Annotated in this window: 20 protein-coding genes; 6 read left to right on the top strand and 14 right to left on the bottom strand. The window is 70.3% G+C overall.

Annotated elements, in window-relative coordinates; translation table 11 throughout:
* Positions 1-44 precede the first annotated feature (44 nt).
* The 3 genes from ACFU5O_RS04470 to ACFU5O_RS04480 all read right to left on the bottom strand — a co-directional run bounded on the left by ACFU5O_RS04470 (position 45) and on the right by ACFU5O_RS04480 (position 3681).
* Positions 45-473, bottom strand: coding sequence for a universal stress protein (locus ACFU5O_RS04470; RefSeq protein WP_384236151.1), 429 nt, complete (start codon positions 471-473; stop codon positions 45-47).
* A 1-nt stretch (position 474) separates the two neighbouring features.
* A complete protein-coding gene (locus tag ACFU5O_RS04475; RefSeq protein ID WP_384236152.1) occupies positions 475-2043 on the bottom strand; it encodes an APC family permease in 1569 nt (522 codons plus the stop codon).
* An 885-nt stretch (positions 2044-2928) separates the two neighbouring features.
* The gene (locus ACFU5O_RS04480) at positions 2929-3681 is read right to left on the bottom strand and encodes an MBL fold metallo-hydrolase (protein ID WP_384236153.1); all 753 of its coding nucleotides are present in this window, start codon (positions 3679-3681) and stop codon (positions 2929-2931) included.
* A 231-nt stretch (positions 3682-3912) separates the two neighbouring features.
* Between ACFU5O_RS04480 and ACFU5O_RS04485 the strand changes: the two genes are divergently transcribed.
* Positions 3913-4368 (top strand): type II toxin-antitoxin system PemK/MazF family toxin, encoded by a 456-nt coding sequence (locus ACFU5O_RS04485; RefSeq protein ID WP_384236155.1) that lies wholly within the window; start codon positions 3913-3915, stop codon positions 4366-4368.
* Between the two features lie 105 nt (positions 4369-4473).
* Here ACFU5O_RS04485 and ACFU5O_RS04490 read toward each other — a convergent pair whose 3' ends face one another.
* The 5 genes from ACFU5O_RS04490 to ACFU5O_RS04510 form a co-directional block, all read right to left on the bottom strand.
* A complete protein-coding gene (locus ACFU5O_RS04490) occupies positions 4474-5424 on the bottom strand; it encodes a PLP-dependent cysteine synthase family protein (RefSeq protein ID WP_384236158.1) in 951 nt (316 codons plus the stop codon).
* A gap of 6 nt (positions 5425-5430) precedes the next feature.
* Positions 5431-5709, bottom strand: coding sequence for a MoaD/ThiS family protein (locus ACFU5O_RS04495; protein ID WP_384236160.1), 279 nt, complete (start codon positions 5707-5709; stop codon positions 5431-5433).
* A 104-nt stretch (positions 5710-5813) separates the two neighbouring features.
* Positions 5814-5936, bottom strand: coding sequence for a putative leader peptide (locus ACFU5O_RS04500; protein WP_384236161.1), 123 nt, complete (start codon positions 5934-5936; stop codon positions 5814-5816).
* A gap of 168 nt (positions 5937-6104) precedes the next feature.
* The gene (locus ACFU5O_RS04505; RefSeq protein WP_384236163.1) at positions 6105-6527 is read right to left on the bottom strand and encodes a Mov34/MPN/PAD-1 family protein; all 423 of its coding nucleotides are present in this window, start codon (positions 6525-6527) and stop codon (positions 6105-6107) included.
* Between the two features lie 108 nt (positions 6528-6635).
* Positions 6636-7184: a TetR/AcrR family transcriptional regulator gene (locus ACFU5O_RS04510; RefSeq protein WP_384236165.1), complete on the bottom strand. Its 549-nt coding sequence runs from the start codon at positions 7182-7184 to the stop codon at positions 6636-6638.
* A 394-nt stretch (positions 7185-7578) separates the two neighbouring features.
* On the opposite strand from ACFU5O_RS04510, the gene ACFU5O_RS04515 reads away from it, so the two are divergent.
* Both ACFU5O_RS04515 and ACFU5O_RS04520 read left to right on the top strand, forming a co-directional pair.
* Complete coding sequence (locus ACFU5O_RS04515; protein WP_384236166.1) at positions 7579-9813, top strand: MMPL family transporter; 2235 nt, start codon at positions 7579-7581, stop codon at positions 9811-9813.
* Positions 9810-10505, top strand: coding sequence for a DUF2993 domain-containing protein (locus ACFU5O_RS04520; RefSeq protein WP_384236168.1), 696 nt, complete (start codon positions 9810-9812; stop codon positions 10503-10505). Before ACFU5O_RS04515 ends, ACFU5O_RS04520 begins: the two co-directional genes overlap by 4 nt.
* 124 nt (positions 10506-10629) lie before the next feature.
* On the opposite strand, the gene ACFU5O_RS04525 is transcribed toward ACFU5O_RS04520, so the two are convergent.
* From ACFU5O_RS04525 to clpS, 3 genes are all read right to left on the bottom strand, one after another.
* The gene (locus tag ACFU5O_RS04525) at positions 10630-12072 is read right to left on the bottom strand and encodes an amino acid permease (protein ID WP_384236170.1); all 1443 of its coding nucleotides are present in this window, start codon (positions 12070-12072) and stop codon (positions 10630-10632) included.
* Positions 12073-12401: 329 nt separating this feature from the next.
* Positions 12402-12992 carry a DUF2017 domain-containing protein gene (locus ACFU5O_RS04530; RefSeq protein ID WP_384236173.1) on the bottom strand — a complete coding sequence of 197 codons (591 nt, stop codon included), beginning with the start codon at positions 12990-12992 and terminating at the stop codon, positions 12402-12404.
* Positions 12992-13303 (bottom strand): ATP-dependent Clp protease adapter ClpS, encoded by a 312-nt coding sequence (gene clpS, locus ACFU5O_RS04535; protein WP_384236175.1) that lies wholly within the window; start codon positions 13301-13303, stop codon positions 12992-12994. Before clpS ends, ACFU5O_RS04530 begins: the two co-directional genes overlap by 1 nt.
* Positions 13304-13498: 195 nt before the next feature.
* On the opposite strand from clpS, the gene ACFU5O_RS04540 reads away from it, so the two are divergent.
* Together ACFU5O_RS04540 and ACFU5O_RS04545 are read left to right on the top strand one after the other, a co-directional pair.
* On the top strand, positions 13499-14827 hold the full coding sequence (locus ACFU5O_RS04540; RefSeq protein WP_384236440.1) for a nicotinate phosphoribosyltransferase: 1329 nt from the start codon (positions 13499-13501) through the stop codon (positions 14825-14827).
* A 153-nt stretch (positions 14828-14980) separates the two neighbouring features.
* Complete coding sequence (locus ACFU5O_RS04545; protein WP_384236179.1) at positions 14981-15565, top strand: nicotinamidase; 585 nt, start codon at positions 14981-14983, stop codon at positions 15563-15565.
* A 34-nt stretch (positions 15566-15599) separates the two neighbouring features.
* Here ACFU5O_RS04545 and ACFU5O_RS04550 read toward each other — a convergent pair whose 3' ends face one another.
* Complete coding sequence (locus ACFU5O_RS04550; protein WP_384236181.1) at positions 15600-15914, bottom strand: hypothetical protein; 315 nt, start codon at positions 15912-15914, stop codon at positions 15600-15602.
* A 120-nt stretch (positions 15915-16034) separates the two neighbouring features.
* Entirely contained in the window at positions 16035-18464 is a 2430-nt protein-coding gene (locus ACFU5O_RS04555) for an immune inhibitor A domain-containing protein (protein WP_384236184.1), read from the bottom strand.
* A 412-nt stretch (positions 18465-18876) separates the two neighbouring features.
* Between ACFU5O_RS04555 and ACFU5O_RS04560 the strand changes: the two genes are divergently transcribed.
* Positions 18877-19200 (top strand): hypothetical protein, encoded by a 324-nt coding sequence (locus tag ACFU5O_RS04560; protein ID WP_384236187.1) that lies wholly within the window; start codon positions 18877-18879, stop codon positions 19198-19200.
* On the opposite strand, the gene ACFU5O_RS04565 is transcribed toward ACFU5O_RS04560, so the two are convergent.
* Positions 19186-19923, bottom strand: coding sequence for an RDD family protein (locus ACFU5O_RS04565; RefSeq protein WP_384236189.1), 738 nt, complete (start codon positions 19921-19923; stop codon positions 19186-19188). The two genes, ACFU5O_RS04560 and ACFU5O_RS04565, sit on opposite strands and share 15 nt — an antisense overlap.
* Between the last annotated feature and the right edge of the window lie 46 nt (positions 19924-19969).

The following is a 19969-nucleotide window of genomic DNA, read 5'->3' on the forward strand; positions in this document are numbered from 1 at the left end:
CTGGAGGACGGGGGCTTCGGCCTGTCGGTGTCCAGGTCGGCGGCTCACACAGCAGGGCGGTCGACGGCAGGGACGCAGAGCACGGGGATCGTCGAGAGATGGAGCAGCTTGTGCGGGGTCGAGCCCAGCAGGGCGCCGCGCATCGGGCTCTCGCCGTAGCTGCCGACCACGATGAGACGCGCCTCGTGGCGGGCGGCGGCGTCCAGCAGGGCCTGGGCCGGTCTTTCGTCGACGATCTCCACGTTCGTCGGCACTCCGGCGTCGTCGGCCGCCTCGACCGCGTGCGTGAGCGCGGCCTGGCCGACCTGGCGGAGAGCCGCCGCGTGGGTCTTGTACTCCTCGCCCATGGCCCCGGGGGGCCCGGCGCCGTAGACCACCACGAGCGGCACGCCGAACGCGGACGCCACCTCGATGGCGACGCGCAGCGCCCGCACCGCGCCCTGCGATTCGTCGTAACCCAGGACGATCGTCATCTCAGGACTCCTCGGGCCCCGTGGGCCCATGCGGCTTCTTGTGGTGGTGGTGCTCCATGGCGCGGACGACGTCGGGATCGGCCACACCGCGGCGTTCGCTCCAGAACCGCGGTGTCGTCAGGCGCCGGGCGAACATGATGAGCAGTCCCATGATCACGATACCGATGCCGATGACGAGGGGCGGGCCGAGCCCGAACCACGAGACGCCGCTGTAGGAGTTCGCCGGATCGGACATGTCGATGACCGACTGCACGAGCAGCCACACCAGCAGCACAGAGCCGATCAGCGGGCCGACACCGATGAGGAGGAAGTTGCGGGCACTGTCGGTGAGATGGCGCCGGTAGTAGACGGCGCAGGCGACGCCCGTGAGCGCGTAGTAGAACGCGATGAGCAGCGACAGCGCCGTGAGGGAGTCGAAGAGGGCGTTCTCGCTGATCCGGCTGACGACGAGGTACCAGGCGATGGCGACCAGGGCGACGGCCCAGGTGCTCACGTCGGGCGTGCGGAAGCGGGGGTGGATGCGCGCGAACATGGACGGCAGCGCTCCGCGTCGGGCCATCGACAGTCCCGTGCGCGACGCCGGGATGATCGTCGTCTGCGTCGAGGCCAATGCGGAGGTGCAGACCGCGACCAGCACGAGCCAGTCCCAGCCGCCCATGACCTGACGGGCGAGCAGGGCGAAGATGAACTCCTCCTCGGACGCGTTCTCCGCCAGGTACGCCGGCCCGGCGAAGGCCACGACCGCGATGGTGACCGACAGGTATGTCACGAGCAGGATGATCGTCGACCAGATCCCCGCCCGCCCCGGGGCACTGGCGGAATCCTTGACTTCTTCGGTGAGGTTGACGGCCGACTCCCAGCCCCAGTACATGAACACGCCCAGCAGCAGGCCTGCGCTCAGCGCGGCGCCGCCGGCCCCGAAGGGGTTCAGCCACTCGACGCCGGGCTCGACGGACCCGACGGGGCTCGTACCGGTGTAGACGCGGTAGACAGCCACGACGGCGAAGGCGAGCAGGGAGGCGATCTGCGCGAGGATGAGGACGTTCTGCACATGGGCCGAGGCCTCGGTTCCGATGACGCAGATGGCCGTCATGACGAGGATGACCAGCACGGTGAGCAGTTGGCGGATGAGGTCGTTGGCGGCCCAGCTGTCGAGGCCGAGGGTGAGCAGTCCGAAGCCGACGGCGACGTCGGCCAGCGATCCGACCACCAGGACGCCGGTCATCATGATGGCCCAGCCGCCGAACCAGCCCGCCCAGGGGCCCATGGCCCGGGTGACCCACGAGAATGTCGTGCCGCAGTCCTGGTCGACGTGGTTGAGGTAGTAGAAGGCCGAGGCGATCAGCAGCATCGGCACGAACGACGCCAGCACCACCCCCGGGGCGTAGATGCCGACGATCGCCACGACGGCGCCGATGACGGCGGCCAGCGAGTACGCGGGCGATGTGGCGTTGATGCCGATGACGAGCGCATCGAGGAAGCCGATCGCGTTGTGCTTCAGTTCCCCCGGCGCGTCCACGCTGTGCGAGCTGGGTGGTGGCGGGCGGGTGTCCGCGACGTCATCGGCCACGTTTCCTCACAGGTCGAGCGATATGCCGGTTTTGTAAGACTTTATCGGGGCAATCGATCGACGGCCCGCGGACGAGCGCCCGTCGGACGCCGGGCGGAGGTGCCGCGGCGCGCGTCTGCCGGGTGCTGATGCGTGCGATGCGCCTTCTGCGCCGCGGCCCCAAGGTGCGCCCACCCGGGGGCTTGGCCGGGGCCGTACCCCCGGAACCCCGGAACCCCGGAACCCCGGAGGTGAGCGTCCGGCCCCTCGGGCCCGTCTGCGCGCGGGCATCGTCCGCTCCCTGGCGTCGGATACGGCCACCCCGGGAGAACTGGGGTCCGGGACCGCCTCCTGGGGCACGCCACGAGACGCCGATCGTCCGCCCCGCTCCCGGGCGGCGGACACGAGGCAACCGCACCGGATCGCCCGGGCGAGCGCAGCACCGCCTTCCGGCCACGCCGTGGAGGCGCAGGCCGGCCTCCCTGCGGGGCCGCACCCGTCTCCCGGGCAGCGGATATGCGACAGACCGCACGGAACGCGAGGGCGCGGGCACCCGGGACGACCGGAACCTCGGGCGGCCTCTCGGGCCGGGCGGCGGAGACCATCGTCAACGGCCGGGACCGTTCCTCCCCGGGACCTGGCAGTCCCACCCGGCACGCCCGGACCGCGGAAACCTCGGGGCATACCCCTCCGCGGCCCTGCCCCTAGGGTCTGTCGTTCGGGTCAGGCCGGACCGGTGAGCGGGGTCCGGCGGTGTGCCTCGCAAGGCGGAGGAAGGAGCCCACGCGGTGGGGGCACCTCCCAGCGGTAGCCGGGGGACGGGGGCGCCGACCGCAACGCAGCGAGGTGCGGCGCCAGGGCACACGAGCCCGGCAAGACCGAAAGAGAGGCCCTGGATGTATTGGCCTAAATCTCGTAAACCGCGCCCGGGACCGCCAGTTCGGCCGGGCCGTCGTACACCGCGCGCGCGTCCGCCAGGTTCTGCTCGGCGTCCGTCCAGGGCGGGATGTGTGTCAGTACCAGCTTGCGCACACCGGCGCGGGCGGCGTGGGCGCCGGCCTCGCGGCCGTTGAGGTGGAGGTCCGGGATGTCCTCCTTGCCGTGGGTGAACGCCGCTTCGCAGAGGAAGAGGTCGGTGCCCTCGGCAAGGTCGACGAGAACGTCGCAGAGGCCCGTGTCGCCGGAGTAGGTGAGCGACCTGCCGTTGTGCTCGAGGCGGATGCCGAAGGTCTCGACGGGGTGCGCGACCTTCTCGGTGCGGACCGAGAAGGGGCCGATCTCGAACGCGCCCGGCTTGAGGTCGTGGAAGTCGAAGACCTCGCCCATGGACTTGTCCGAGGGGGTGTCCGCATAGGCGGTGGTGAGCCGCTGCTCCGCACCCTCCGGCGCGTACACCGGGATGGCGTCGCAGCGACCGCCGTCGTAGCGGTAGTAGCGAGCGACGAAGTACCCGCACATGTCGATGCAGTGGTCCGCGTGCAGATGACTGAGGAAGATGGCGTCGAGGTCGTAGAGACCGATGTGGCGCTGCAGCTCGCCGAGGGCGCCGTTGCCCATGTCGAGGAGCAGCCGGAAGCCGTCGGCCTCTACGAGGTAGCTCGAGCAGGCCGATTCCGCGGACGGGAACGACCCCGAGCAGCCGACGACGGTGAGCTTCATGGAGCTTGAACCTCCGTGGACGGTCGTCCGTGGACGGGAGAACGGGGAACGCTGAAGGGCGCGCGGGGAGGTCGTGCGGTTTGTCGAGCGTAAGGCGCGAAAGGCCTGCCCGCTCCTTCGCGGTTACCCGTTGTGGGGGAACTCACCTGCCCTGTCACCGGATAGGACGAGGTGCGCGGGGCGTGCACGTGGGGCGGGCGGGTCGCCCTACGCGCCGGTACCGTCTCGGGTATGGACACGTCATGGTGGCTCGCGCTCGGCGCGGTGGTGGTGATCGCGCTGGTGGCCTCGGTGTCGCGGGTGCGGCCCGGGGGGCGGACCCGGCCGCCCGGCAGGCGGGCCGAACGCCCTGCCCGTGCCCCGTCGAAGTCCGGGCGGGGTCCCCGGCCGGGCGAGATCTGGTGGGCCGACGTCCCGTACGAGGACGGCCCCGGCTCCAAGGACCGGCCGTGTCTGGTGCTGCAGGTCCATGGCGGCGCGGCGCACGTCGCCAAGATCACGAGCAAGTACCGCGACGCCCGCCCCGGAGTGATCCCGCTGCCGCCGGGGACGGTGGGGGACGCCCAGGGCCGTGCCAGCTTCCTGGAGACGGACGAGCTGCGGAAGGTGCGGGTCCGCGACTTCCGCCGCCGCGTCGGCACGGTCGACCCGCTCCTGTGGGACCAGGTGCGACACCTGGCTCCCTGACGACGCGACGGCAACGGCGTTTCGGCACGGGGGCACGGCTGCCGACCCCCGGTCCGGCACCCGGGGTGAACCCCCAGGCCCCGGACCGCGGTACTCATGGCAGCGTCACGCCCAGAGCTGGCCCTGCAGCGCCTCGATCGCGGCCTCCGTCGTCGGGGCCGTGTAGACGCCGGTCGAGAGATACTTCCAGCCGCCGTCGGCGACGACGAAGACGATGTCCGCGGACTCCCCCGCCGTGAGGGCCTTCCTGCCGACGCCGATCGCCGCGTGGAGCGCCGCGCCGGTGGAGACACCCGCGAAGATGCCCTCCTGCTGGAGGAGCTCACGGGTGCGGGTGACCGCGTCGGCCGAGCCGACGGAGAAGCGGGTGGTGAGGACCGAGGCGTCGTACAGCTCGGGTACGAAGCCCTCGTCGAGGTTGCGCAGGCCGTAGACGAGGTCGTCGTAGCGCGGCTCGGCGGCGACGATCTTGATGTCGGGCTTGTGCTCGCGCAGGTAGCGGCCGACACCCATGAGCGTGCCGGTGGTGCCGAGGCCCGCCACGAAGTGGGTGACGGACGGGAGGTCGGCGAGGATCTCGGGACCGGTGGTGGCATAGTGCGCGCCCGCGTTGTCCGGGTTGCCGTACTGGTAGAGCATCACCCAGGACGGGTTCTGCCCGGCGAGCTCCTTCGCGAGGCGGACCGCCGTGTTGGAGCCGCCCGCGGCGGGGCTGGGGATGATCTCGGCCCCCCACATGGCGAGGAGCTGGCGGCGCTCCTCGCTCGTGTTCTCCGGCATGACGCAGACGATGCGGTAGCCCTTGAGCTTGGCCGCCATCGCGAGCGAGATCCCGGTGTTGCCGCTGGTCGGCTCCAGGATCGTGCAGCCGGGCGTAAGCCGGCCGTCCTTCTCCGCCTGCTCGATCATGTGGAGCGCGGGACGGTCCTTGATCGATCCGGTCGGGTTGCGGTCCTCCAGCTTGGCCCAGATGCGGACGTCGTCCGACGGGGACAGCCGGGGCAGGCGGACCAGCGGTGTGTTGCCGACCGCGGCGAGCGGGGAGTCGTAGCGCATCCGGGATCAGACCATGCCGCCGGCCACGGCCGGCAGGATCGTGACGCTGTCGCCGTCGGCCAGCTTGGTGGAGATGCCGTCCAGGAAGCGGACGTCCTCGTCGTTCAGGTAGACGTTCACGAAGCGGCGCAGCTGGTCCCCGTCCACGATCCTGGCCTGGATTCCGGTGTGCCGGGTCTCGAGGTCGGCGAACAGCTCGGCGAGGGTGGCCCCGTTGCCCTCGACGGCCTTGGCGCCGTCGGTGTAGGTGCGGAGGATGGTCGGGATGCGGACCTCGATGGCCATGTCGTGGGCTCCTGTCGGGAGGGGCGTAGGGCGTTGCGTACGGGACGCGCGGATCGGCCCCCGCGCGGGGCTCGGTGCAGGGGTGCGTGCGCTGGGGCCGCGGCTCAGGCCGGACGGCGGTCCGCGCAGCGCGTACAGATGGCGCTGGCGAGGCGGCACAGGTCGACGTGCAGCCGCGCCACGAGCAGCGTGCCCGGCGTCTTCTCGCTCACGTCGTTCGGAACCATGCGGTCATCGTAACGATTCCCGGTGCGGCCTCCGGCATGTGATCTCGTATCGCGGACGCCATCCGTTCGCCAGGCGGACGGATGGGGGGATGCGGCCCGTACGGCGGGGAGGCGGGCGGCGAAAGGGCCGCGGCGGCCGGAGGGGTGCGTGACCTCGGGCGGCGGCCGTCAGTACGCCTGGACGACCTCGACGTCCTCCTCGGTGACCTCGCCGTCCACGATCCGGAACGAACGGAACTGGAAGGGGCCGGCTTCGTCCGTGTCCGCGGTCGACACCAGGACGTAGTGCGCGCCGGGCTCGTTGGCGTACGAGATGTCGGTACGGGACGGGTACGCCTCGGTCGCCGTGTGGGAGTGGTAGATGATCACCGGCTCCTCGTCGCGGTCGTCCATCTCGCGGTACAGCTTGAGCAGATCCGCCGAGTCGAACTCGTAGAACGTGGGCGAGCGCGCGGCGTTGAGCATCGGGATGAAGCGCTCGGGCCTGCCCTCCCCGACCGGTCCCGCGACCACGCCGCAGGCCTCGTCGGGGTGGTCCGCGCGGGCGTGCGCGACGATCTGGTCGTACAGGGCCTGGGTGATGGTCAGCATGGTGACGAGAATAGGCGGAGGCCCCCTCGATCTGAGATCCGGGGACCATTGAGTGAGATGGTCCGGGGGGAACCCGAGGGGGACCCTCGAGTGAGAGCGTGAGATCACTCAGGGAAGAGGCGGGGGCGCCGGCCGGTCCGTCGTGGCGAGCAGCGCCTGCACCGTGGTCTCCATCGCACGACGGGCGACCTCCGGGTCCAGACCGCCGCTGCGCCAGTGGTACCAGGCGCCCCACGAGGTCACCGCGTCAAGCCCGTTGAGGAGATCCGCCCTGTGCTCCTCCGGCAGGGCGTCGAACTCCGCGGCGAAGACCTCGGTCAGTCGTCTGCGGGCGAAGTCCATCACCTGCCGGGTGGCCTCCTCGACGCGCTCGGAGAGCTGCTCCATGCGCATCATCGTCAGCCGCGCCGGGGTGATCCACTCCAGGATGCGTGCGCGCTGTTCGACGAGCGCCGCCACTCTCTCCTCGCGCGGCCCCTGGGTCGGCAACGGCTTGATCTGCGCGGCCAGCCGGTCCAGGCGGCGGGCGATGGCGGTGTCCGCGAGCTGGGCCATGTCGGCGAAGTGGTGGAACACCAGACGCCGGGACACCCCGGCGCGCTCGGCCACACGGTCCGCCGGGAACTGCGTGTGCCCCTCGTCGAGCAGGGAGAGCATCGCGTCGGCGATCTTCTCGCGGGTCTGCCGCCCGCGCTCGGTGCGACCGTCCGGGGCGCCGGCTCTCGCCCCCTCGCGCGCAACGGCGCGTTCACCGGCACCGCCCTGTACGCGAGCAGCGTTCCGTTCGGGATCACGGCCTGCTCCGGGGCCATCGCCCCGTTCGGAACCGCCGCCCCGGGCCGGTTCCCGAGCCGTGTTTCGCGCGCCGTCCGGCGCCCGTCGAAGCGACTGGTCCACCCCGGTCCTCCCATCCGTGCGTTGACATTGTTGCACTCCCGATGCAACCGTGCGGACTGCACACTGATTGCACGTTGAGTGCAATAACTTCACCGGGGTTCCCCGGACGGGCGCCCTGCGCGCCCGTCGCCGCACGAGAGGGACGACTTTCCTGATGCTCCTGTCGGTAGGGCGCTGGTGCGCCCGCAGACCCAAGCGGACCGTGGCCGCCTGGCTACTGCTGCTCACCGCCCTGGCCGCCGCCGTGGGGGCGTTCGGGCGGGTCACCACCGAGGCCGTGACCATCCCGGGCAGCGACAGCCAGGCGGCACGCGACGTGGCCGAGGCCTTCTCTGACGCGGCATCCGGCCGGCAGCCCGTCGTGCTGTACACGGCTCCCGGCTCCCCGGCCCTCACCGCCACCGCGCAGCGCAAGGCCGTCGACGAGGCCGCACGGGCCATCGAGAAAGTGGATCACGTCGTCGCCGTCACCACGCCCTTCGAGCCGAAGGGCCGCGGCGCCCTCAGCGCCGACGGCCACACCGGCCAGCTCCTCGTCGAACTCGACGTCACCGGCCGGGACATCACCTCCGAGACCACCCGGCACATCACGGACGCGGCCGCGCCTGCCGCCGAGGCCGGGATCGAGGTGACCGCCGGCGCCGATCTCGCCGCCGCCGCGGACCGGGGTGACACCGGGCACAGCGAGATCATCGGTCTCGCGGCCGCCTTCGTCATCCTGGCCGTGGGCTTCGGCAGTGTGATCGCGGCCGGGGTCCCGCTGCTCAACGGAGCGATCGGGCTGGCCATCTCGCTGTGCTCGATCGGCCTGGTGGGCCATCTCATGGACATGCCCTCCACGGGCACGACCATCGCGGCGATGATCGGCCTCGGCGTGGGCATCGACTACACGCTCTTCTGCTTGACCCGGTTCCGTGAGCTGCGGGCGGCCGGTGCCGGGGTCGAGGAGGCGGCGGCGCGCACCACGGCCGGCTCCGGCAAGGCCGTGGCCTTCGCGGGCTGTGCCGTCATCGCCGCGCTGGCCGGGCTCGCACTGGGCGGTCTGCCGCTGCTGCACGCACTGGCGCTGGCACCGGGCATCGCCGTCCTGGTGGCCATGGCGGCGACGCTCACGCTGCTGCCCGCCGTCCTCTCGCTGCTCGGGCACAGACTCACGCCGAAGGCGCGCCCACGGGACGCCGCGTCCGGTGCCACGGACGCCGCCGACGGCCCTGCCCGCCCTCGCGGCTGGGGCCGTATCGCGGGGTACGTGGCCGCGCGACCATGGCGCTGTCTGCTCGCCGGGCTCGCCCTGGCCGGGGTACTGGCCGCCCCGGCCACGCAGTTGACGTTCGGTCAGCTGGACGCGGGCGACAAGGCGCCCGGGACGTCGAGCCGTATCGCGTACGACCGGCTGGCCGATGCCTTCGGTCCCGGCGCCAACGGCCCCCTCCAGGTGGTGACCACCCTGCCCACCCGCCCGTCGGGGCCGGGCGACAGCCGGGTCACGGACCTCACCACCGCCCTGCGTTCGACCGAGGGCGTCGCGGCCGTGGGTCCCGCACAGCTGGATGCCCACGGCACCCATGCGCGCTGGCAGGTCACCCCCACCACCGCACCCGGTGACCCGGCGACCGCCGAACTCGTGGACCGGCTGCGCGACGAGACGCTTCCCGAGGCCACGGAGGGCACCGGACAGGTGACCCACGTGGGCGGCGCGACGGCCGCGCAGGCCGATCTGAACGAACGCCTGGCACGGCGGATGCCGCTGGTCGTCGGTTTCGTCCTCACCGTCGCCGCGCTGCTGCTGCTCGCGGCCTTCCGCTCCCCGGTCGTCGCGGTGAAGGCCGCACTGATGAACCTGATCTCGGTCGCCGCCTCCTACGGTGTGCTCACCGCGCTCTTCCAGTGGGGCTGGGGTGCGACCCTGATCGGGCTCGAAGGGGCCGTACCGATCCCGGGATATGTGCCGCTGCTGATGTTCGCCGTGCTGTTCGGCCTCTCCATGGACTACGAGGTGTTCCTGCTCAGCGCGGTCCGTGCGGCCTATCTACGCGAAGGGGACACCCGCCGGGCCGTGATCACCGGCCTCGCCGGAACGGGCCGGATCATCACCTCGGCCGCACTGATCATGGTCAGTGTCTTCCTCAGCTATCTGCTCTCCGACGACCCCGTGGTCAAGATGTTCGGCATCGGTCTGGCCACGGCCGTCGCGCTGGACGCCACCGTCGTCCGCGGGGTGGTCGTCCCGTCCACGATGGTCCTGCTGGGCCGTGCCAACTGGTGGCTGCCCCGCCGGCTGGACCGGCTGCTGCCGCACATGGCCATCGAGGACGACGGCCAGGAACCGGCCCCGGCATCCCCCGGGCCCGGCGAAGTGCCCCTCGCGAGCACCGGGAGCACGTCATGAACCCGTTCCGGACGCGCGGGCGCGGCAACGGGCGCAGAAAGCTGCTGTGGACCTCGCTCGCGCTGAGCGTGGCGCTGGGCGCACTGCCCGTCGCCGACCGGATCGCCGCCGCGGTCGCGGAGGAGCGGCTCGCCGACCGGATCGCCGGGCGGCAGAAAGCCGTGGTCGGCACCCCGCGGGTGAGTATCGACGCCTTTCCCTTTCTGCTGAACGCAGTCGAGGGAACGTTCCCCGAAGTGGCGATAAGGGCCGATGCCGTCACCAGGGAAGGGCGGCCCGTACAGGCGTCGGTGGAACTGCGCGATGTCAGCGAGAAGGCCGGTGCGTACACGGCCGCGTCCGCCGACGCGCGGTTCACCGCGCCCTTCGGCTCCCTCGGCGCCGATCTGGGCGAGGGCACTTCGCTGTCCGCGGACCACGGAAGGCTGCGCATCGACCGGGAGGTCTTCGGCCTGCCGCTGACCGTCGTGGCCGAGGTGCAGCTGGCCGGGCGGACCGTCACCATGGTGCCCGTCTCCGCGTCGTTCGCGGGCCGTCAGGTCGACCCGGCCGGCCCGCGCATCGCCGAGGCCTTCTCCGGCCGGGAACGCACCCTGCCGGAACTGCCCGTCGGACTCACGCCGACGGACGTCTCGGTCAGCGACGCGGGCGTGACGGTTCACGCCCGCGCGGACGACGTCAGGCTCACGTAGGCCGCCCGAGCCCTGTCTCCTCCGGACCGGTCCTGTCCTGTGTCCGGTCCGGACACACGCATCGGGTCATGCCGGGCGAGCGGAGCCCGGCATGACCCGAAGAACGGTGAGACGTGACCCGTCGCTACTTGGAGGCGTCCGCGTACTCGCGGGTGCGCTCGGTGAGCTGCGGGTTGCGCTTCTTCAGGACCGCCCAGCCGATGGCCAGGGCGACGCCCCAGAAGGCGGCCACGTACAGCGAGACCCGGGCCTCCGCGTCGTAGCCGATCATGCCGGTCACGCCGATCAGGAAGATCAGGGCGACCCAGCTGAACCTGGCGCCGCCGGGGGCCGGGAAGGAGGAGGCGGACAGCCGTCCGGCGTCGACCTCGCGGCGGTAGCGGATGTGGCTGACGAGGATCATCATCCAGGTCCAGATACCGGCCGCGGTGGCCACGGAGACGACGTAGCCGAACGCCTTCTCCGGGACGATGTAGTTGAGGACGACGCCGATGCCCATGAGGGCGACGGAGACGGTGATGCCGAAGGCCGGGGTCCTGCGGGCGTTCAGGCGGCCGAAGGCCTGCGGGGCCTCGCCGTTGGACGCCAGGTCGCGCAGCATACGGCCGGTGGAGTACATGCCGGAGTTGCACGAGGACAGGGCCGCGGTCAGCACCACGAAGTTGACGATGCCGGCGGCGAGCGGGATGCCGATCTTGTCGAAGGCGTGGACGAACGGGCTTTCACCCGCGGAGAACTCGGTCCACTTCACGACGGAGAGGATCACCAGGAGCGCGCCGACGTAGAAGATGATGATGCGCCAGGGCAGCGTGTTGATCGCCTTGGGGAGCGTCTTCTCCGGGTTCTCGGACTCGCCCGCGGTGACGCCGACGAGCTCGACGGCGAGGTAGGCGAACATGACACCCTGCAGCGTCATCAGGCTGGAGCCGATGCCGTTCGGGAAGATGCCGTCGTGCGCCCAGAGGTTGGAGACGGCGGCGGTGTCACCGGCGTCGGAGAAGCCCAGGGTGAGCACGCCGAGACCGATCACGATCATGCCGATGATCGCGGTGACCTTGACCATCGAGAACCAGAACTCGACCTCGCCGAAGATCTTGACCGAGATCAGGTTGACGCCGAAGAGCACCACCAGGAAGACCAGGGCGCTGACCCACTGAGGAATCTCCGGGAACCAGAAGTGCATGTAGATGGCGGCGGCGGTGAGTTCGGCCATACCGGTGACGACCCACATGAGCCAGTACGTCCAGCCGGTGACGAACCCGAAGAACGGGCCGAGGAACTCTCGGGCGTACTCCGCGAACGAGCCCGAGACGGGGCGGTACAGCAGCAGCTCGCCGAGCGCTCGCATGATGAAGAAGATGATGACGCCCGCGAGGGCGTACATCAGGATGATGCTGGGGCCGGCCTTGGCGATGTTCGCCCCGGCTCCCATGAAGAGGCCCACGCCGATGGCGCCGCCGATGGCGATCATCTGGACCTGCCGGCTGCCGAGCCCGCGCTCGTAGCCCTCCTGCGAAGTGCCCCCGGCCTCATCGCCGGCGTGCTTGTCGACCTGCAACGAGGTCATGGTGGTGCGCCCTTTCTCCATGCTGATCCGCGCCCGCTGCGTAGCGGTTCCGCGGACCAGGTCCTGATCCCCCCGGATGTGGATGGAGTGCCACCGGCGGTCTGCCGGCCGAAGCGCCCCCGGGTGACATGGGTGGCGTCCCCGGGCGGTCGTGAAGATCTATCACGCCGGCAGCAATGATCGACTCGGGCGAATGTGGTGCGCACCACAGAAAGAAGCGGACATAAAGATCGCATCACCGCAAGCCAGGCCGCTGCGGTGATGCGATCGTTATCCGGATTTGAGTGTCCGCTGAGCGAACAGAAGACGACCCTGAGTAGTCGCCCAGGTCACGGCATCAGCGTCTCGACAAGCGTCTCCTGGAGCGCCCCGAGCCAGAGGTAGGCCATCACCATCGGCTTGCGCGGATCGGAGTCCGGCAGCCGGTAGAGGTCACCGTTCTCGTCCTCGTCGGCCACGTCCAGCCGGGTGCCGATGGTCAGCCGGAGATCGTTGAGCGCGCCCAGCCAGTGCAGCGAGTCGTCGGCCGTCAGCTTGAGGACCGCACCGCCCTCCCCCGTGGCGGCGAGCGCGTCGAGGCTGCGCACCACCGCGAGGGCGTCGTCCCGCTTGCGGGTACGCAGATCGTTCTCCGTGTAGCGCCTGAACTCGGCCGAAAACTCTCGTAGTTCTTCGTCCCCGTTGCCCTCGGGCTCGCCGTACGCGTCCGGGAAGAGCCGGGCCAGCGCCGGATCGGACGGCGGCTCGCTCGGGCCCTCCGCGAAGAGAGCGGCGAGGGGGTCCTCGCCCTTGGCGGGCTCGTCACCCGGTCCGATCAGCTCGAGCAGCTGGACGGAGAGCGAGCGGAGGATGGAGATCTCGACCTCGTCGAGCGCGACAGCGGCGCCGCCACCGGGCAGCGCCTCGAAACGGCCGGCCATCACTTACGGTCCTGGGAGAGCGTCGCCCACAGCCCATAGCCGTGCATCGCCTGCACGTCGCGTTCCATCTCCTCGCGGCTGCCGCTCGAGACGACCGCGCGGCCCTTGTGGTGGACGTCCAGCATCAGCTTGTGGGCCTTGTCCTTGGAGTAGCCGAAGTAGGCCTGAAAGACGTAGGTGACGTAGCTCATCAGATTGACCGGATCGTTGTGGACGATCGTCACCCATGGGACATCTGGTTCGGGTACGGCGAAGGCCTCCTCGGCCGACTGGGGACGTTCGATCTCAGTGGGCACAGTCACTCCACCCATGCTGCCACCCGAGAGGCCGCGTCGCACAAACGACCCCGGCCGAATCGCGGACATCTCGTCACTCTGACGAAATTAGGGGTAGCATCCTGAGCATGGCTGCATCCGGGGGCGCCGCATCCAGACGTCGACGTCCGCGGGACCCGACCCCGGCCGACCCGGCCGGCCGCGTGAGACGAGAGTGCGAGGTTGACCGTTGTGAACGTTGCGGATCTGGGCCTTCCGGTGGACGTGCCGTCGACCGCGCTCTTCACCGACCAGTACGAGTTCACGATGCTCCAGGCGGCGCTGAAGGCCGGCACGGCCGACCGCCACTCGGTCTTCGAGGTCTTCACCCGCCGGCTGCCGGAGGGCCGCCGCTACGGCGTGGTCGCGGGCACCGGGCGCGTCCTGGACGCCGTGGAGAACTTCCGCTTCGACGCCGGCATGCTCGACTTCCTCCGTGACCGGCGCATCGTCGACGAGGCCACGCTGCGGTGGCTTGCCGACTACCGCTTCGGCGGCGACATCTGGGGCTACCCCGAGGGCGAGGTCTACTTCCCCGGCTCGCCGGTCCTGCGGGTCGAGGGCTCCTTCGCCGAGTGCGTGCTGCTGGAGACCGTGATCCTGTCGATCCTCAACCACGACTCGGCGATCGCCGCCGCCGCCTCCCGGATGTCGTCCGCCGCGGGCGGGCGCCGGCTCATCGAGATGGGCGCCCGGCGCACGCACGAGCTCGCCGCCGTCGCCGCCGCGCGCGCCGCGTACGTCGGAGGCTTCGACTCCACCTCCGACCTCGCCGCCGGATTCCGCTACGGCATCCCTACCGTCGGCACCAGCGCCCATGCCTTCACCCTGCTGCACGACACCGAGCGGGACGCCTTCCGGGCCCAGGTGGACTCACTCGGACGGGGTACGACGCTGCTCGTCGACACCTACGACGTCACCGAGGCCGTCCGTACCGCGGTGGAGGTCGCCGGGACGGAACTCGGCGCCGTACGGATCGACTCGGGGGACCTGCTGCTGGTCGCCCACCGGGTACGCGAGCAGCTGGACGAGCTGGGCGCGCGCGACACGAAGATCGTCGTGACGTCGGACCTGGACGAGTACGCGATCGCGTCGCTGGCGGCAGCGCCGGTGGACGCCTACGGCGTGGGCACCCAGCTGGTCACCGGCAGCGGGCACCCCACCTGCGCCATGGTCTACAAGCTGGTCGCGCGCGCCGGGTCGGCCGATCCGAAGGCCCCGCTGACGTCGGTGGCGAAGAAGTCGACGGTCGGGAAGCTGTCCGTGGGAGGCCGCAAGTGGGCCGCCCGCCGGGTGGACGAGCGGGGTGTCGCCGAGGCCGAGGTGCTCGGCGCCGGTCCGGTGCCGGACGAACTCGTGGACCGGCACCTACTGGTGGAGCTGGTCAAGGGCGGCGAGGTCGTCACCCGCGAGCCGCTCGACGCGGCGCGCGAGCGGCACACCGCGGCCCGCGCGGGACTGCCGCTCTCTGCGACCCAGCTGTCCCGCGGTGAGCCGGTGATCCCCACGGAGTACATGTGACTCGTATGAACGACAGACGGCCTCTGGGGCAACGGAGGCGCTACTAGCAGGCAAATGCCCCCTCCCGCAAGGCGGTTGGAGTCTCTACCCTCAGAACATTGCCGCCGGACCGCGTTCCATCCACACGCCCCCCACCACCGAAGGACACCCGCCATGCACCGCGCATTGATCGTCGTGGACGTTCAGAACGACTTCTGCGAGGGGGGCAGCCTCGCGGTGACGGGGGGCGCGGATGTCGCCGCCGCCATCACGGACCTGATCGGCCAGGCCACGGCCGGCTACCGCCATGTGGTCGCCTCGCGCGATCACCATGTCGACCCGGGCGACCACTTCTCGGAGGACCCCGACTACGTGGACAGCTGGCCCGCCCACTGCGTCGCCGGCACGGAGGGCGTGGGCTTCCACCCGAACTTCGCCCCGGCGGTCGCGAGCGGGGCGATCGACGCGGTCTTCGACAAGGGTGCGTACGAGGCGGCGTACAGCGGCTTCGAGGGAGCCGACGAGAACGGCTCGACGCTCGCCGAGTGGCTGCGCGCCCACAAGGTCAGCGAGGTCGACGTCGTCGGTATCGCCACCGACCACTGCGTCCGCCTGACCGCGCTCGACGCGGTCCGCGAGGGCTTCCGCACCCATGTGCTGCTCGACCTCACGGCCGGAGTCGCCGAGGAGACGACGGAGCGTGCACTGGAGGAGATGCGGCAGGCGGGCGTGGAGCTGTCCGGCAAGCCGGTGGTGTGACGCCCCCGCGCAGGGCCCGCCCTCCGGCGTCCGCCTACGCGCCGCTCGCCGGGCGCAGCAGCGCCCGTATCGGGTGCCAGAGCTCCTGGGTCCGTTCGTCGTGGGTGCGCCACAGCAGGCCGTCCGGATGGTGCAGCACGGCCGTGATCTCGTCCGGCGTCGGCGGCTCGGCGTTCCCCCGCAGGTAGACCGCGCGCAGTCCGAGGTTCCGCAGCCTGGTCAGGGCGCGGGCGCGATTCGCCGCGTGGACCAGGACACGCACCGTGCTGCCGTCGCCCACCGGACTCGGCAGGCCTATCGCGACCACCACACTGCCTCCTGGCAGCTTGCAGAAGCCTCCGCCGGGCATGCCCCACACTCCCCCGTGCTCACTGTCAATAAGAACTTCGGTCAGACGCACCTAAACACGATCGGCCGCCGCCCGCTAGAGGGCGACGGCCGATCATGCTTTGACCTGCGACGATGCAGATTACTTCGTCGAGGGGCCGACCTTCACGGTGATCGTCTGGCCGCTCTTGGGCTCCTTGACGATCGAGATCCGCGTGTTGGTGTCAGCAACCTGGACACCGGCGGTCGGGTTCTCCTTGTACCAGTAGACGCCCTTGCGGTCGTCGAAGACCGGGTTGCCCGCGTGCGAACCGATCCGCCGCGCCGCGTCCGCCTTGTGCAGCGTGACGGTGTCCGACGGGTAGGTGCTGAAGGTCGAGTCGAACGCCTGGATCCGGCTGCGCATCAGCGTGCCGTCGCCCCACTTCAGCGGCTGGGCGTTGGCGTCGATCGGGAGGACCAGACCGGTGCCGGGGTGCTGGCTGGTGTTGTTGTCCTTCTGGGAGGTGTCCCAGAGCCAGATCAGCAGACCGTTCTGGTACGGGTAGTGCTCCACCCAGCCGTCCTTCGGCGCCTTGAAGCCGAAGTTGTACGGGCCGACCTTCAGGGTCCGGTCGTACGAGACGTACTGACGGTTCTCGGCCAGGTAGTACTGCTCGTACTCGTTGGTGAAGGACTCACCGATACGGGAGAAGCCCTTCGCGGTCCAGCCGTTGTCGTCACCCTCGGCGTTGTCCGAGAACAGCGGGGCGCCGTCGGCGTTGACGGTGATCGCGTCGGCCGTGAAGCCCTTGCCGCCCGCGCCGCCGTCGGTCTGGTAGCGGAAGCGGACGTCGACCTTCTTGCCCGCGTAGGCGTCCAGCGAGTAGACGAGCTTCTTGTTGCCCTCTGAGGCTCCGGTCAGCGCCGGGGCGTCGCTCGCGTCACGCGGGATCGCCGTGCCGTCGGCGGTGCCGTCGACGGCGGTCCAGGTGGCGCCGCCGTCCGTCGAGACCTCGGCGTAGAGGAAGTCGTAGTCGGCCTCGATGTCCCACCAGCCCGAGAGCTCGAGGGACGCCTTCGACTTGCCGGTGAGGTCGACGGAGCGCGTGAGGGTGTTCTTGAGGTCGTCACCCATGTTGCTCCACCACTGCTTGGAGCCCTCTGCGGGCTTCACGATGGTGGTGGTGACCTTCTTCTTCGGCAGCTCGACGACGAGGGCCTGCGGGTTCTTGGTGTTGTACTCGGCCACACCCAGCTTGTGGGTGGACTTCGTCGCCGCCTTGCCCTTGGTGTAGTTGAGCCAGCCCAGCTGCAGCTTGTCCCAGGCGTTCATGTCGCCGGGCATGTCGCCGATGGAGTCCTGGCCGGTGCCGAGCCAGGAGCCGGACGACATCAGGGACCAGAAGCCGGTCGAGTTCTCGCCGCCGCCGGAGGTGTCGTAGTGGTCGGGCAGGCCCAGGTCGTGGCCGTACTCGTGGGCGAAGACACCGAGGCCGCCGTTCTCCGGCTGCATGGTGTAGTCGCCGACCCAGATGCCGGAGTTGCCGATCTGCGTACCGCCGGCCTTGTTGTTCGCCGGGCCGGTCTTGCCGGCGTCGGTGCCGTACGCGTACCAGCGGTGCGCCCACAGGGCGTTGGGGCCCTCTGCGCCGCCGCCCGCGGACTCGTCCTCGCCCGCGTGGACGATCTGGAAGTGGTCGATGTAGCCGTCGGCCTCGTTGAAGTTGCCGTCGGCGTCGAAGTCGTAGCGGTCCCACTGGTCGTACTGGGACAGCGTCGCCTTGATCTGCGCGTCGGTCTGGCCCTTGGCCTTCTGGTCGGCGGTCCAGGCGATGACGCCGTCCTTGACCGCGTCCCACACGTTGTTGCAGTTGGACTGGCCGCAGTAGTTGGAGCCGTACCGGGCCTCGTTGTAGTCGACCTTGACCCAGTCGGAGACGGTGCCGTCGACCGAGTAGCGGCCGGACGAGGTCCGCTCGTAGTAGGTCTTCAGCGAGTGCTTGGGGTTCCCCTTCTTGTCCTTGCCCTTGCCGAAGTACAGGTCCTGGAAGTGCTTCTTGTTGTAGTCCTTCTGCCAGGCAGTGGAGTTGTCGACCTTGCGGTCGGGCTGGGCGATCTTGTTGTGCAGCGGGCCCGGCGTGCCGCCGTACTTCTTGACGGCCGGCTTCGGGCCGGTGCCGTCCGGGTCGAACATCGTGGTGTCGTCGACCTTGTCGCCGAACTCCACGAGGATCGTGAAGATCTTGTCGGTCTTCTCGCGGCCGAGCTCGACGTACTTCTTGTTGTCGAGCTTGACGACGTTCGACGCGCCGCGCTTCTGCACGGTCGCGTCGCCGGATATGACCTGCTCCAGCGCCGCCTGGCGCTGCTGGTCCTGCTGCTTGCTGAACGGCCCCTCGAGGTCGTGTTCGACATGGGCCTTCTCGCCGCCCTTGCCGGGGACCGCGCCCGGCGCCGGGTCGTGTCGCTCGACGCCGGCCGTGCTGTGGTTGTCGGCCTGGGCCATGGTGAAGGCAGATGCCGTCGCGCCGGTCGCGGCGAGCGCCACGAACACCGCGGACGCTCTGATCGCCCGTCGTCTGCTGGTCACTTGAGGTGTCCTCCCCCGCGCCCGCGTCAACACGGAACCAAGGATGTGGGGTGGATCCGCGCGCGCCTGCGCGTCACAAGTGACGACATTCGACCGGAGTTGAGGAAGAAAAGACAGCCCTTGACTTGGACAGGCCAACTACACTATGCAGTAGCGAGTTTCCGGTATTCGGACACATGGGTGCGCAGAGTCAAGGGAAAACCCTATTGGCCCCTCCCGAAACGCCGACAGGCGCACCGAACCGTCCACTCCCCGGAACGGATGACTCCATGCGCCCCCCATGCACCAGTACCGTGGGTTAGGTCACGCTTACTACCGGTTCCTCTCGGGCATCCACCGTCGTAGAGTCGCGAGACAGTGCGACCCGTTGCGACTCACCACCGAATTGATGCCCCGAGGGACGGAAACCGCCATGCCGCGTCCGACTGCCGCACAGCTCGCCTACGGTTCGGCCACCGTCGTCATCTCGACCGTCGCCATGCTTCTGCTCTCCCGCACGACCACGGGCATCGGCGTCTCCGTCATCGGGATGGCCGCGCTCGCCCTGGGTCTGCTGGTCGCCGTGACCGTCCCGCTGCCGGCCAGGGCGAAGGCGGCGCGCACGGTCCGTACGAACCGCGCCGCCGCCGTCACCGGTGATGCCCCGGCCGCTTCGGACACCGTCACCCGGGTGCCCGTCGCCCACGCGCGTACGGGAGCCGCGCCGCGCATGGGCGAGCACTCACTGCGCCGTTGACACCACCACCGTCTTGGCGGCCTTGTCGTGCAGGCCCTGCCTGTACGGCTTGTCCACCAGGATCATGATCAGCAGGATGAGCGGCCAGAGGCAGGGGCAGCAGATCAGCTGCGGCAGCCAGAGCACCGCGGCCCGCATCAGCGAGGAGCCGGTGTCCGGAGTGCTCCCGTCGCTGAGCATCGCGACGCGCAGCTTCAGCAGCTTCATACCGACGGTCTGGCCGTCCCGCCTCACCAGCAGGGTGTCGTAGAGGACGTACGCCAGGATCGAGATGATCTGGAACACCCACTGTGCGCCGTTGTTGACGTCGGTGACCCAGTCGTCGAAGTCGTCCGACCCGACCCCGCGGTAGATCCCGAACGGGATGCCGATGAGCGCGAGCGGGATGAGGACGATCAGCCAGTCGATGACACGGGCGAGGACGCGCCTGGCGGGATCGGCGAGCGGGGGCATGCCGTGGAGGGGATCACCCGCGCCGTACGGATCGCCGCCGTAGGCGCCGCCGTCGTACGGCGGGGGCGTGCCGCCGGCGCCTCCGTACGGGGAGCCGGGGGGCGGCGCGCCGTAGGGGCCCTCACCGGGCGGAGGCCCACCCGGCGCGTGGCCTCCTGGCGGGGGTCCACCGGGCGGCGGGGATCCACCGGGCGGGGGCGTGGGCTCTTGCGGCCTCTTGCGGAACGGGTCGTCCTCGGGTGGCTGGCCGGGCGGCTGATCGTTGCTCATGGGGGCAGTGCACCGCGCCCGGCCGGGCCCCGCAACGGTTCACCCG

Origin of the sequence: Streptomyces sp. NPDC057445 (assembly GCF_042802855.1) — a bacterium.
Lineage (GTDB): Bacteria > Actinomycetota > Actinomycetes > Streptomycetales > Streptomycetaceae > Streptomyces.

Bases quoted from the DNA above. Each gene is read 5' to 3' on its own strand.
- ACFU5O_RS04560 (WP_384236187.1), top strand. From the start codon at position 18,877: ATGCCGCGTCCGACTGCCGCACAGCTCGCCTACGGTTCGGCCACCGTC.
- ACFU5O_RS04545 (WP_384236179.1), top strand. From the start codon at position 14,981: ATGCACCGCGCATTGATCGTCGTGGACGTTCAGAACGACTTCTGCGAG.
- ACFU5O_RS04515 (WP_384236166.1), top strand. From the start codon at position 7,579: ATGCTCCTGTCGGTAGGGCGCTGGTGCGCCCGCAGACCCAAGCGGACC.
- ACFU5O_RS04470 (WP_384236151.1), bottom strand. From the start codon at position 473: ATGACGATCGTCCTGGGTTACGACGAATCGCAGGGCGCGGTGCGGGCG.
- ACFU5O_RS04505 (WP_384236163.1), bottom strand. From the start codon at position 6,527: ATGCTGACCATCACCCAGGCCCTGTACGACCAGATCGTCGCGCACGCC.
- ACFU5O_RS04500 (WP_384236161.1), bottom strand. From the start codon at position 5,936: ATGGTTCCGAACGACGTGAGCGAGAAGACGCCGGGCACGCTGCTCGTG.
- ACFU5O_RS04530 (WP_384236173.1), bottom strand. From the start codon at position 12,992: ATGGCCGGCCGTTTCGAGGCGCTGCCCGGTGGCGGCGCCGCTGTCGCG.
- ACFU5O_RS04520 (WP_384236168.1), top strand. From the start codon at position 9,810: ATGAACCCGTTCCGGACGCGCGGGCGCGGCAACGGGCGCAGAAAGCTG.
- ACFU5O_RS04550 (WP_384236181.1), bottom strand. From the start codon at position 15,914: ATGCCCGGCGGAGGCTTCTGCAAGCTGCCAGGAGGCAGTGTGGTGGTC.
- ACFU5O_RS04495 (WP_384236160.1), bottom strand. From the start codon at position 5,709: ATGGCCATCGAGGTCCGCATCCCGACCATCCTCCGCACCTACACCGAC.
- ACFU5O_RS04485 (WP_384236155.1), top strand. From the start codon at position 3,913: ATGGACACGTCATGGTGGCTCGCGCTCGGCGCGGTGGTGGTGATCGCG.
- ACFU5O_RS04510 (WP_384236165.1), bottom strand. From the start codon at position 7,184: ATGCTCTCCCTGCTCGACGAGGGGCACACGCAGTTCCCGGCGGACCGT.
- ACFU5O_RS04565 (WP_384236189.1), bottom strand. From the start codon at position 19,923: ATGAGCAACGATCAGCCGCCCGGCCAGCCACCCGAGGACGACCCGTTC.
- ACFU5O_RS04525 (WP_384236170.1), bottom strand. From the start codon at position 12,072: ATGACCTCGTTGCAGGTCGACAAGCACGCCGGCGATGAGGCCGGGGGC.
- ACFU5O_RS04490 (WP_384236158.1), bottom strand. From the start codon at position 5,424: ATGCGCTACGACTCCCCGCTCGCCGCGGTCGGCAACACACCGCTGGTC.
- ACFU5O_RS04480 (WP_384236153.1), bottom strand. From the start codon at position 3,681: ATGAAGCTCACCGTCGTCGGCTGCTCGGGGTCGTTCCCGTCCGCGGAA.
- clpS (WP_384236175.1), bottom strand. From the start codon at position 13,303: ATGGGTGGAGTGACTGTGCCCACTGAGATCGAACGTCCCCAGTCGGCC.